The sequence below is a fragment of the Methanobacterium paludis genome (genome assembly GCF_000214725.1).
GTDB lineage: Archaea > Methanobacteriota > Methanobacteria > Methanobacteriales > Methanobacteriaceae > Methanobacterium_C > Methanobacterium_C paludis.
Genome location: NC_015574.1, coordinates 680,446 through 693,671 on the forward strand (window position 1 = coordinate 680,446; position 13,226 = coordinate 693,671).

The window sequence follows — 13,226 nt, forward strand, 5'->3', positions numbered from 1 at the left end:
TTATATAAAACTTATGTTTTTTACTATTAATCATCAGTTTTTTTTCAGACTTAATCAATTGTTGATGTTGTTAATTAAAAATTAAAAGTAAAGAGGGACTTATTGAGTTAAATGATATTAAAATTTGTTGTTTAACCCTCAACAGAAATAAGACTAAAATAATGTTTATATTGTTAGGGGGAAGTCATGACCAATAAGATCTTCTCCCAAAGCCATAAAAAAGAGACAAAAATTAATGTTATAATTCTCACTGTACCGCACTGTGTATCATCAGTTTCGTAGTAAAAGATAAGATGATGAAACCATCCAACATTTGATTAAAGAGGATAGTTCACACATATGTTCAAATATTGTTTTTCACGATAAGGCAAGGTCGAACCGGTCTAGGTTCATAACCTTGTCCCACGCCCTTATAAAGTCGTGCAGGAACTTCTCTTGGGAATCATCACATGCATAGAATTCCGCCAATGCCCGGAGTTCGGAGTTTGAACCGAAGATGAGGTCGACACGAGTGGCGGTCCACTTGAGTTTGCCCGTTGTTTGGTCCCGCCCCTCGAACACATCATCGTCTTCCGCGGATGATTTCCATTCTGTTTTCATATCAAGCAAATTAATGAAGAAATCATTTGTGAGCGCCTCGGGCTGTTTAGTGAAGACACCCTGCTGTGATTGTTCAAAGTTGGCATTCAGGACACGTAAACCGCCAATGAGAACTGTCATCTCAGGAGCTGTCAATGTTAAGAGTTTTGCCTTGTCCACCAAGAACTCTTCAGGCTTAATGGCGCTTGGAGCCTTCTGATAGTTACGGAAACCGTCTGCGAACGGTTCGAGCACGTCAAAGGAGTTCACATCCGTCTGTTCCTCTAGGGCGTCCATTCGTCCCGGTGTGAATGGTACGGTTACAGCATGACCAGCATTTTTTGCAGCCTGCTTAACGCCTGCACAACCAGCCAAGACGATGAGATCGGCCAGCGAGACCTTCTTGCCGCCTGACTGGGCTTCGTTAAATTCGCTCTTGATGCCTTTGAGCGTCTCGAGCACTTTGGCTAGCTGGGCTGGTTGGTTAATTTCCCAATCCTTCTGTGGTGTCAGGCGAATGCGAGCACCATTAGCACCTCCACGCTTGTCTGAGCCGCGGAAGGTGGACGCCGAGGCCCAGGCGGTTGAAACCAGCTCTGACACTGACAGGCCAGAATCCAATATACTGCCCTTAAGGGTGGAGATGTCTTCTTCATCAATCAGTTCGTGGTTGACTGCAGGGATGGGGTCCTGCCAGATGAGCTCCTCATCCGGTACCTCCGGGCCGAGATAGCGTGTCCGTGGGCCCATGTCACGGTGGGTTAGTTTGAACCACGCGCGGGCGAATGCGTCTGCAAGCTCATCCGGATTTTCCAAGAAACGCCGTGAGATCTTTTCGTAGACAGGGTCGAATCGCAAAGAGAGGTCGGTGGTCAGCATGCCGGGGGAACGACGCTTTGAGGGGTCATGCGGATCTGGCACAGTATCGGCACCTGCATCACCTTTTGGCTTCCACTGGTAGTCACCGGCCGGGCTTTTCGTCAACTCCCATTCGTAGCTGAACAAGTTCCGTAAGAATTTGTTGTCCCACTTCGTTGGTGTGTTGGTCCAAATAATTTCCTCACCGTCGGTAATCGTGTCGTTGCCTTTGCCCGTGCCGAAACTACTCTTCCAACCCAAACCTTGATTCTCGACTGGAGCTGCTTCTGGCTCTGGTCCCACATGCTTTTTATCGCTTGCGCCGTGAGTTTTGCCGAAGGCATGGCCACCCGCAATGAGAGCCACTGTCTCCTCGTCGTTCATTGCCATACGAGCAAAGATTTCACGGATATCCAGTGCCGCAGCGATGGGGTCTGGATTACCATTCGGACCTTCGGGGTTTACATAAATCAAACCCATCTGAACGGCGGCGAGTGGTTTTTCGAGTTTACGGTCACCAGTGTAGCGCTTGTCTCCAAGCCACTCTCTCTCAGAACCCCAATATACATCCTTCTCCGGTTCCCAGATGTCCTCACGCCCGCCACCGAAACCGAAGGTCTTGAAACCCATAGATTCTAGGGCAACATTGCCAGTGAGAATCATCAAGTCGGCCCAAGAAATTTTCTGTCCGTACTTCTGTTTGATGGGCCAAAGCAGCCGACGCGCCTTGTCAAGGTTGGCGTTGTCTGGCCAGCTGTTGAGAGGCGGAAAACGCTGGTTGCCGCTGCCCCCACCTCCACGGCCATCACCAGTTCTGTACGTTCCGGCGCTGTGCCACGCCATGCGAATGAATAAAGGCCCATAATGCCCAAAATCTGCCGGCCACCAGTCCTGTGAATCTGTCATCAGTTCATGAAGGTCATTCTTCAAGGCCTCGAAGTCGAGACTCTTGAATTCTTCTGCGTAGTTAAAATCCTCATCCATAGGATTGGATTTCGAGCAATTTTGGTGCAGAATGTCAAGATTCAGCCGGTCTGGCCACCAGTCAAGGGTTGTCGGTCCTTTACTAGCAGTTTGTTTATTATTTTTATCCATAACTTTCACTCTCTTTTTTTTATTTCTAATTCAACTATTCTAAAAATCTTACAATACTTTCGTAATCTGGTTGTAGTATTCGTTTGGTTTTCAGAGATTCGTATTTTTTGGCATAGACTTGTGGTCCGTAAAGGCCAAACCCAAACAAGACTGATAATACTCGCTCTGAACTCGTTAGAGATGATTTTGTTGATTGAGAGTTGTTTTTTTCCATAAATTTCCTCTTATTATATTCATTTTATGTTTATATGGCATTGGAAAATAATAAATTTACCGATTTAAATATTAGGCATTGAGCAAAATGGTTTAATTGGTTTACTTCTTTTTATTTAATTTATCAAAATAGGCTTCAAAAGTGTATCTCAAGTACATGGAACATGTCACAATAAGGAATTTAAGCCAGAAAAAACTGGAGATGAACTCCAGAAACTTCAAGAACAAATAAACGATGTCAAAGCAATGATTGAATCGGCAAAATCTGAAGGGAAATAGATTGAGGATTTTATCTTTTTTTGTAAGCTGAATTTGTTTATTCTATCTTCTTTTGAGATATTTTTTATATAATTAAATATTATAATTCTTTTAGGAAGTGTTAATTTGCAAGAGGGTTTTCTTAAAAAGTTCATTGAAGAAGAGAGATATCTACAAAATCCACCTTTAAAAACTAAAGATTTCATTGATTTTTGCAAAAAAAGAGGAGTAGAAACCGATGAACATGAATTAGAGTTTTTTGAGAATGAAGGATTATTGTATCCCATATTAAGGAGTGAAAATCCCAGAAATTCTTTGGGTAACCATATTTATATTCCAATTTCATTCCAAAACTTTGAAAAAGATTTGATACGGCAGTTATTTAAAGAAAATAAAATTATTGACCCATCAAAAGTTGGTTTTAAGCCATATTCTACTTTTAAAGATAAAGAACTTAAATTTGGCAATGAAAGAATAAGCAATTATTATTCTTCTTTTCAGATTTATTGGCTTGAAATTTTAAAGGAAAGTTATTCATTTAAGGTTGATTTGATAGGTGATAAAAAAGTAGTAAGATCGTATTTAACTCGTTTTCCATTACATGAACGAAAAATATCTGGTTTTTTCACTGTTAAAGATTTCAATAATTTCGGAAAAGAATTAGATAAAAAATCTAATAATGATTACAGTAAATTCCTTTTTGATATTGAAAAGAAAAAAGAAATACTTAAAAGTGATTATATACTTTTTGAAAAGATTTTGGAGTTTTTCCTCTCAATACAAGAGTATTATTATCCCTATGGAAGATCAGCTTCAAGAACAATTAGCATTAAACAAGATATTAATTTAAGTAGTGAGGGATGGTGGAATAAAAGACGAAATTTTGATCCAAAAAAAGAATTGAAAAATTTGAAGATTAATATTAAAGAGATATCCTATTTTTATTGGTTACTTTCTAAACATTCTAAGGATATTTTGGGTGTCAAAAGGGATGATTGGATTCAATTATGGAAAAATATCGCATTGAGTGAAAAAGATAAACTTGAAGGTAACATTAGGTTAGGAATCGAGTATTTACAATGGGCATTAATGCTAAAAAAGTTTATGGAAGACTATTGTAAAAGAGGAATTCTTGATATTGATGAAATAGGAAGTATTGCACCGGAGGATATTGTAAAAGTTGATCCATCTAATATGAATAGATGTGGTTTGGCATCTTTGAGAAATTCAAGAAATGAAGGGCTTACAGATCCTGTAACTGGAGAATCGTTCTATCTTAACAGGTACAAAAGGCTTTTTTATCTTGCAAATGATTTTGAATTGGATTACCAGCCAAGAATAATGGTTTTTGTTGAAGGAGAAACCGAAGAAGGAATATTTCCAAAAATTTTTGAATGTTATCATAATAAACCTGAAAATTTGGGCATAGAAATTGTTAATTTCAAAGGTGTGGACAAATTATTATCCACTTCTAAAAATGCGAAAAAATTAAGAAATGTGATAAAAAACATAGAAATAGAGGAAAAAAAACTTTTAATAAGTAAAAATCAAAAAAAGATTCTCAATAAATTAGTAAAAGAGTTAAAGAAAACTGATATCATTGTTTCAAATTGGACTTCATTTATAAATTATAACCTTGAAAAGTGGCAGATTATCCCATTTTTTGTGTCTGACAATGAAGGTAATGTGAAACACTTCTTAGATACAGAAGAACCAATACAATTTGAAGGAAAAAATTATAATGTTCCTGATGAATGGAAATATTTGTGGGGAGAAACTAATAAAAATGAGCCATATAAAGGAAATAATTTTGAATTAGCAAATTTTTCAGATGAAGAAATTGTATTAGCTATCAATCAGGTTCTTGATGGCCAGATAGATATTAATGAAGTTAAAAAAATTCGAGAACAAGAAGAGGGAATAAAAAAAATAGATGATAGGGTAACTGGTGAAACTAAAAGAAAAATTGTAAAATTTATGTTTGATAATTTATTCAAGCAATATGAAGAAACCGCGGATGAATCTATCTTAAAAAGACCCATATTTGAATTAGTTGATAAAATATTAGATTTAGCAATTTTAAACCATCTTCCAGTTGATAGAACAGTTGAATCACGTAATAAGGAAATAATTTTGGATATCTTAAATGGAAAGGAAGTTAAAAATTAAATAAATAATGTTAGAATATTTTCATCTTTTTTTAAAAGGAAATGGTCAAAAAAAATTATTTGCATCTCACTGAAATCCATTCCTGAATAATGTTGTTCATAAATCGTTTGATTTCCTCTTCAGACAGAATTTTATCTTTTGACTCGGTATAATGGCGTGAATTTTCACCTAAGCCATAATTTAAGGTTTGTGTAAGATTACTAAACTTTTTTCTAGAGATTGACTTAAATTGTTTTGGAATATTTTGTTTACTACCCAAATCTTTTCCAATTATCTCAATTATCTTATAATAATTAAAACTAAAATTAAATGAATCTACTTGACGAAAATAATTTATGACGTCTTTGATGTCCTTATTTTCATTTACACATTTAATATACTGATTAAGATCTTCTGAAGACTTTTGAGAATCATGAATAATTTCACCGGTTTCGTTGTTAGTAATAGTGATATGTGGTACGCCTACTTTTAATGTTGAAGTTATAGGAGGTACTGTTATTATCAACATACATTTAGTGCCATCTTTTTTAGTCTTTTCAATTGCTCCAACTTCTGCATTACAAGAATTGTCAATTTTTAAATTAATGAGAAATAGCATTTGTTTTAATTTTTCCTCCGCAAAAGGAAAAATCTCTTTTTCGTCAATCTTTTCAAATTCAGGACATTCTAAAAAATAATTGTCTTCTTCAAATTTAATATTTTCAAAATTTTTGTCAAGAATCTCAAGAGAAGTTTTATCTCCTTTAATCTGTACCTTAAACATGTTAAGTATCCACCTCTATTAGTAAGATAAATCCACTATTAAATAACTATTTAATACCTATTAATTTAACTATTAATGTAAAATTAATAAAAGTTGGTGAGGTTAAATGGCGAATTTTAAACTTTTAGCTGTTCAAATTGGTAACGAAATCAAATGGGATGTTCCACTTAAAGAAATAGATAGAATAGCTGAAGCTATTTTTGATTTTGAATATTTAAAGTTTCCAAATGAGAATAGCACTTCTCAACGGACCCATATTCCTCTTTTCTAACTTTAAACTAGAAAAAAGAGTTAAGCTTCATAAATTATTTTTGATTCTAATTAAAGTTTTTACGACAGAATTTAGATCATCTTTTTTATCATCTAAATCTTTTTTAGTAACTGTTAACACTAATGTATGTGCAGAAGAATTACCAGATAGTCTAAAAGCATCTATTTTTTTTATGAAAGTTTTATCTAAGGATGGAGCAATGAGTTTGAAATCATTTAATTTTTTATGAAAATTCTCAAGTAATGTTTTAAATCCATGGAATCTTCCTTCTTTTGGAATGTAGAAGAGATCTATATCTGAGCGATATTTCTTTCTTAGAATATCAACTATCAAATTTTCTAACATTTTTCTACTAAATATTAAAACTGCTACATACAATCCTAAAGAATAACTTTTATTAATTAAATCTCTCAAATCTCTGTAAAAATCATCAGGTACTTCTTCAATGTCTAAATATTTTGTTTTTGAAGGGATAACCATTTCAAAATCATTGTTTTCTAAAAATTCATTTAACCAAGGATATTTAGAAAAATCTTCTTCTTCAAGTTTTAAATCATCAAATAAATCCTTAATCATAAGCGTTGCAGCATCTTTATCATCCCTATAAGCATCTTTGATAACATTTATTATATTCCATGGATAATCAGGATCACCCCAACTTTGACTTCTTATTAATCGGGGATACTCCTCTAACAAATCATCAAAACCAAAAGTTTTTAATAAAAAAATCCAATCTATGCTGTTGTTATCTCTTTTTTCAACTATTTTTGCTACTTGTTTTATAAACATTGCTCCAGCATCTATCATTTTCACACCTTCTCAATTAGCTTTGAAAATAACTTAGATTTGTTTTCAGTAATCTTTCGTAGTTACCTCATATATTTCCTTGCAAAAGTTGCAATAAACAGTGGCCACATGAAAGCCCCTATAATAGCTTCAATAATAATATAAAATCCATAATTTACAGCACTTGGACTCACTAAGCCATATGCTGGAATAATTAAAGTTAAAAAACTTAATTTTAAGGCCATTTGTAAATTTAGGTAGTCTATAGAATTTTCCAAGAATATTCCGTTAATTTGCCAAAAGATTAATGAAAAAACGATAAAAATACCAAAAAAAGTGATAACTATCCTTAGAGGATAAACCCCATATCCAAAGAATTTTTGAAGTATCCATTCCGGTTTCTTTATATAAACCGGTTTTTGAAGTCTTTTGGCTTCCATTTCACGGTAAAAATAATTATCTGCTTCTTCTTTATCCCCTAAACTTTCAGCACAATTTTTAGCTACTCTAAAAGTTTCTTCTTGGGATTCTGGAATTTTAAAATTTACGTTTTTACAATCTAATTTTCCTTTTATTTTAGAAGTATGAAAATTAGTTTTTCCTTCAATTTTCACATCATTAATAACAATATCTATTAATTCAGACCCAGAGAACCAAATATTTCCATTTATTTCAGTCTCATTTAATAGTACGTTATTAGCTGTTAACCAATCCAAATATAATGTGCCACAAATATCAACAAAATTAAATTCTAAATCACCATAAGGTTTACGGCCTAAAAAAACATCGCCAACAATTTTTATTTTGTTTTTTAATTCTTTATTTCCCTTAAAACAAATACTATGTACATTCTTCATTCCAAAAAAAAGGACTGAGCCTCCAATATATCCTTTTTCTTCGAAACGGAAGAATTCATATTCCATTTTTTCACATTCCAAGTCTTCATGAATCTTTACATCTTTTAAAGAAACAAAAAATGCGTTTGCATCCTTAAATGACAAATTTTTCCTTATAGTTACTCCTTTTAAATAAGTGAACCTATTTAGTGTGGCATTATCAAATATAACATCATATGATACATCGACTTTTTCAAGGTAAACATTCCTAATTATTTTTGCTTTACGAAAATTAATTTCAGATGCTTTTAAGTCTTCAAGTTTAATTTTATATAATATTGCGCCCTCAAAATTAAAGTCTTTATTTTTTATTTTTTCTTGAACTTTTTTCTCTTTTAATGAGTTAATCCTTTTAAATTCGGCACTATTTTCATTTTCTGGTAATTCTAAATGTAGAATGCAATAATCAGAATCCTCAAAAACTTCTTCGTTACATCCTTCATAACTACATTCTACCATTAGTACCCCTTCATCAATTATTCTCTTAAACTCCTATTTGTTGATTGAAAATAAAAGCTTTCCTTCTCAATGAGAGAAAATTAATAATGTTTGTCTCTTTAATCTGTTTGAATATTTTAAAATTAAGTTTTTATATTACTCTTTACTAACATATTTTTATGGAAAAGAACAGTCTTGTACTTGAGGAATGTATAAGAACCTATGATCGTGAAATATCAAGAAAAACGTCATTGGAATCAAAAGCATCATCTCTTTTAAGCACAAATGCTTTGGTAGTAAGCATATTAAATGCTTTTACGGCTTTTATTGTTGCAGGAATAGTTACTTTTAATAATTTGGGGATATTAATTATTTTAAATATAATAGCCACAATCATCATTGGTATCTCTATATATTGGTCTTTAGATGTTTTGAAAATAAAAAAGCATTTTATTCCTTTTGATATCAAAAATCCTAACTTAATAATGGAAAAACTTAATAAAAAACAGGATGATCTAACAAATGACTTAATAGATCGATATTTATCTATTATTCCCCAAATACATAACTTCAATGACATTAAAGTGATTTCACTTGAATCCTCGAGAACATTTTTAATTTATGGTATTTTTATTTCGTTTATTGGTTTGATAATAACATTATTTGTAAACGGGGGCTTATAATTGGAAAAAATATTTGAAAAACCCAAGGTATGTGATGAGTGCAATGAAGAATTAGGACGCTTTTTTTTAATCTGCAAAACTTGTAGAAAATATATTTGTTATGATTGCTTTTCAAGTCATAAAATGGAACATGATTATTTACCTTGTAGAACTTTAGATGAAGAAAATAAAGCAAGTGTTTTAGATGTAGGTCATGCAGGTTATGGTCCAGATATGGGTGATCAATGGCCTTCTATTGATATTGATACTTTTAATTCAAGTTATCATCCTAAATGTGCACATGCAATAGATTATTTTGAAAAAAATAATATAACATTTTTTTGTCATGAATGTAAAAAATGGCTTTGTTTAGAATGCCTAAATGATCATTTAGCTCATGGTTTAATGCTCCATGTAGGTTTCAACAATGCTAATGAATTACGTGAAATAGATCCTAATTTGTATAACTCTGAAAATCAACTGTTATTAGTGACAAAGGCATTTGAAACAGATAATAATAAGATTAAGGTGGAATTTGAAATTACCAATCCTAATAATGTATCTTTATATGATTTACGGTTAATGTGTACTTGGGATGGGCTTGAAGAAAGAGATAACGTTGAAAAAATTGATAATAAATATTTTCTTTGCAAAACTTTGACAGAACTTGAAGTGATACCTCCTGAAAAAACTATGAAAGGTTTTTATGAAATTCCTGATGGTGTAAATCTTCATTTATCTTCAATTATTACACTTGTTCGGTTTAAAGATGTTTTTTTGGGGAAAGGAAGAGTTTTAAAAGAATCTTTAATTAATAACTCTAAATAATTCTATAAATTTTATTAGAGGAACTAAGATGGATAATAAAGAAATTAGAATGAAAATTTTAGAGGTATTGTATGATCAAGAAATGGAAAAATCCCGACCAATGCCTCATGGTATTTTAAAGAAAGAGTTAGCTATTGAATCTAATAAAGTGGATCTTAATGTCAAGTATTTAGAAAGAAAAGGTTATATTGACCTTATAACAGCCATGAATTACTATGCAGCAAACATTACAGCGACAGGAATTGATTATATTGAAAATAATGAAGAAGTTCCTAAACAAAACATAACTCATGTGAATGTCAATGGAAATGTAGAAAACTTAGCTTTGGGAGATATAAACACTTATAACACTTCAATTTATTTAAATGCATTAATAAAGGCTATTGAAAAAGCAGAAGAGATTTCTCCTGAAGAAAAGAAAAATTTGATTGATAAAATTAAAGATGTTGCCAAAAATCCTTATGTTTCAAGTATAAGCTCAAGTCTTATTGTAGAATCTATAAAAGTACTTTTAACAAGTTTTAAACCATTTTAACTATTTTTTTCCTTTTAGCTTTGTTGATCCAAAACATTTATACGATACGTATTTATTTACCTTTCGATAAGGACGAAGTCATGCGATTTAAGTTTCAAAATTCCTTTGCAAGGATGATCTGCACTCACCGAGTTTGACTTAACCTGTAAAAACACAACTCTCTAAAATGTAAATGAAAGGGAATTGAACACCAAAACATTTATACGATATGTATTTACTTACCTTTCGATAAGGGAGAAGTCTTGAGATTTAAGTTTCAAAATTCTTTCGCAAGGATGATCGGTACTCACCGAGTTTGACGTAACCTGTAAGAACACAGATTTAAAAAAATGTAATGAAAGTGATTAAAAGAACTGAAAAATATGTTCAAAAAGAAACTTTTATAAATAATCATGATAAATAAATGATCATAATTATAAATAATCTAAAATTATTATTAAAGGTGGTTTTAATGCTCACATCAGTCCAGAAAGAAATACTTCAAAGCCTCATAAGTTTGTACCGGAAATCTAACTTCAAATCGATTAAGGGAGAAGAAATAGCTGAGGTCATGAGCCGTAATCCCGGCACAATAAGAAATCAAATGCAATCTCTCAGGAGTTTGGGTCTTGTAAAAGGAGTTCCAGGTCCAAGAGGAGGCTATAAGCCCACAGTAAAAGCGTATCACACGCTTAACATTCAGGATTCAGATAATGACAGTATGGTCCCAATATTCAGGGATGGTGAAAAAGTTAAAGACATCACTGTTTCTAAAATAGAGTTCACAAGCATAGCACACCCCGGTGAATGTGAAGCTGCTGTGAAAGCTGTTGGAAACATCAAAGGCCTTGATCTGGGTGATATCATAAGAGTAGGTCCAACACCTGTTAATAAGCTTATACTGGACGGTATTGTGGTGGGAAGGGATGATATGGACAACATAATTCTTCTGGATACCACTGCCATAAGAAGCATGCCAAAAAACACTGTTTTTGATATTGCAACCAGAGATGTCCTTAAGCTCAAATCTTCCATGGATATAAAAACCGCTTCAAAAATTTTATCGGATGAAGGAATAGAAGGAGCACCTGTAGTTGATGATGAAAATGATATTGTGGGGATATTAACACTCAGTGATATTACCAAAGCCATTGCAGCAGGTGGAGAAAAGATTCTGATAGCTGAAATCATGTCAAAACATATAATAAGTGTTGAAAAGGACGTCATGATTGCAGATGCCATAGAAGTCATGAATAAAAATAGTATAGGAAGACTCATAGTTGTTGATGAGAACGGAGTTCCATTGGGTATTGTAACAAGGACAGATCTCCTTGATAAAATAGCAGGGCTTAGATAAACCCTTAAATTAATTTTTATCTACATTACATTTAATTTTATATAATTTTAAATCTGAAATTCAAAATATTTGAAGTTTCATTCGATTTTAGATAGTGTTATTCGATTTTAAACAAATTTTCATTTAATTAATTTACAAGATATGTCTAAATTTTACAGATTTTACCAAATCGAGTATAAACTAAGAGTATAGACTAAATATCTTAATCGGTTGAGTATAGATTATAAAGATTTAATCACGATTGGGCATACGGTAATATATTTAACGTGATAAGATCTAAATTTTAAATTTACAACTATTTTAAGTGGGTAAATTTAATAATCTAAAACTAAAATAAATCAGATTATTAAAACTTAAATAAGCAAATAATTATTAAATTATAATTTCAAAGAATTTAATCTAAAATTTATCTTAAAAATGATGATTAGATCATGTATTCTCTTTTATTTACTTATTTAAAATTTATTTAAACAAAGAAATTATTTTAAAGAGTTTTATTCAGAATTAAGATTATAGGGTGTGTAAAACTGAAAATAGATCAAATGGATATCAAAGACAACATGAGCGTTCTTGAACTTGTGGAACAAATGGGAAAATCCGGAGTTCTGGGCGCAGGAAGAATGTACAGAGCCACAAAACTTCTGGCTGATGTGATACAAGATGAGGATACCGCAGTTTTCCTGAGTATTGCAGGTCCTCTCGTACCCGGTGGCCTTCGAAAGATCGTAAGGGACATGATAAATGACGGTTTGGTGGACGTCATGTTCACAAGCGGTGCAAACTTAACCCACGACCTCTTGATGGCATTTGGTGGCGACCATTATAGGGGCATCCATGATAACGATGAAAAATTATGCGAGCAGGGAATGGGTAGAATAGCAGATCTCTACACAAAATCTGAAGACTTCGAAGTCTTTGAAAAGGAAATAACAGAAATTCTATCTAAAATATCCCAGAAAGAAAAAAACCTCACAATAAGGGAATTTATAACTGCATTGGGCAACTCTGTTGATGATGAGAGTTCAATACTTTACACTGCTGCAAAAAAAGGAGTTCCAATTTATGCACCGGGTATGATAGACAGCATGCTTGGTCTGCAGCTTTTCATGTTCACCCAGGATCATGAGTTCTGTCTCGACGCTTCCGGCGACATGCACGAACTTTCAGACAAAGTTTTTGAGTCAAAAAAGGTCGCAACTGTTATCCTAGGTGGAGGACTGCCAAAACATTATGCTCTAGCATCAAATCTACTTAAAGGCGGTGTTGATGCAGCTATACAGGTTACAATGGATAGGGGTGAAACAGGAAGCTTGAGCGGTGCACCTCTTGAAGAGGCAAAGTCCTGGGCCAAGGCCAAGGCTGGTTCAAAACTTGTGACTGTTGTAGGTGATGCAACCATAATATTCCCAATTATGGTGGCAGGTGCAAGGGAAATGATAAGTAAGAGTGATTAAAAAAACTTTTTTTTGTTTTTAAATCTCCTTAAACTAATCTTTTAATAAAAAAAACTTAGAATAATCTCTTAAATAAAAAAAAGAA

General features: G+C 32.9%; 11 protein-coding genes. 7 read left to right on the forward strand and 4 right to left on the reverse strand.

Features of this window, described 5'->3' with window-relative positions:
• Positions 1-357: 357 nt before the first annotated feature.
• Positions 358-2,532 carry a catalase/peroxidase HPI gene (gene katG, locus MSWAN_RS03155; protein WP_013825168.1) on the reverse strand — a complete coding sequence of 725 codons (2,175 nt, stop codon included), beginning with the start codon at positions 2,530-2,532 and terminating at the stop codon, positions 358-360.
• Between the two features lie 597 nt (positions 2,533-3,129).
• On the opposite strand from katG, the gene MSWAN_RS03165 reads away from it, so the two are divergent.
• On the forward strand, positions 3,130-5,172 hold the full coding sequence (locus tag MSWAN_RS03165; RefSeq protein WP_013825170.1) for a TOPRIM nucleotidyl transferase/hydrolase domain-containing protein: 2,043 nt from the start codon (positions 3,130-3,132) through the stop codon (positions 5,170-5,172).
• A gap of 55 nt (positions 5,173-5,227) precedes the next feature.
• Here MSWAN_RS03165 and MSWAN_RS03170 read toward each other — a convergent pair whose 3' ends face one another.
• A complete protein-coding gene (locus MSWAN_RS03170) occupies positions 5,228-5,935 on the reverse strand; it encodes a hypothetical protein (protein WP_013825171.1) in 708 nt (235 codons plus the stop codon).
• Positions 5,936-6,041: 106 nt separating this feature from the next.
• Here MSWAN_RS03170 and MSWAN_RS12700 point away from each other — a divergent pair, with 106 nt between their 5' ends.
• The gene (locus MSWAN_RS12700) at positions 6,042-6,206 is read left to right on the forward strand and encodes a hypothetical protein (protein WP_013825172.1); all 165 of its coding nucleotides are present in this window, start codon (positions 6,042-6,044) and stop codon (positions 6,204-6,206) included.
• A 27-nt stretch (positions 6,207-6,233) separates the two neighbouring features.
• Here the strand turns inward: MSWAN_RS12700 and MSWAN_RS03175 are convergent, their stop codons facing one another.
• Positions 6,234-7,013, reverse strand: a complete 780-nt coding sequence (locus tag MSWAN_RS03175; RefSeq protein WP_013825173.1) for a hypothetical protein — start codon at positions 7,011-7,013, stop codon at positions 6,234-6,236.
• Positions 7,014-7,075: 62 nt separating this feature from the next.
• Positions 7,076-8,347 (reverse strand): hypothetical protein, encoded by a 1,272-nt coding sequence (locus MSWAN_RS03180; protein WP_013825174.1) that lies wholly within the window; start codon positions 8,345-8,347, stop codon positions 7,076-7,078.
• A gap of 158 nt (positions 8,348-8,505) precedes the next feature.
• Between MSWAN_RS03180 and MSWAN_RS03185 the strand changes: the two genes are divergently transcribed.
• The 5 genes from MSWAN_RS03185 (at position 8,506) to MSWAN_RS03205 (ending at position 13,141) form a co-directional block, all read left to right on the forward strand.
• Entirely contained in the window at positions 8,506-9,009 is a 504-nt protein-coding gene (locus MSWAN_RS03185) for a hypothetical protein (RefSeq protein WP_013825175.1), read from the forward strand.
• The gene (locus tag MSWAN_RS03190; protein ID WP_013825176.1) at positions 9,010-9,816 is read left to right on the forward strand and encodes a B-box zinc finger protein; all 807 of its coding nucleotides are present in this window, start codon (positions 9,010-9,012) and stop codon (positions 9,814-9,816) included. It abuts the gene before it with no gap.
• 28 nt (positions 9,817-9,844) lie between these two features.
• Positions 9,845-10,351, forward strand: coding sequence for a hypothetical protein (locus MSWAN_RS03195; RefSeq protein ID WP_013825177.1), 507 nt, complete (start codon positions 9,845-9,847; stop codon positions 10,349-10,351).
• A gap of 451 nt (positions 10,352-10,802) precedes the next feature.
• On the forward strand, positions 10,803-11,687 hold the full coding sequence (locus MSWAN_RS03200; protein WP_013825178.1) for a CBS domain-containing protein: 885 nt from the start codon (positions 10,803-10,805) through the stop codon (positions 11,685-11,687).
• 542 nt (positions 11,688-12,229) lie between these two features.
• A complete protein-coding gene (locus tag MSWAN_RS03205) occupies positions 12,230-13,141 on the forward strand; it encodes a deoxyhypusine synthase (RefSeq protein WP_013825179.1) in 912 nt (303 codons plus the stop codon).
• Positions 13,142-13,226: the final 85 nt, after the last annotated feature.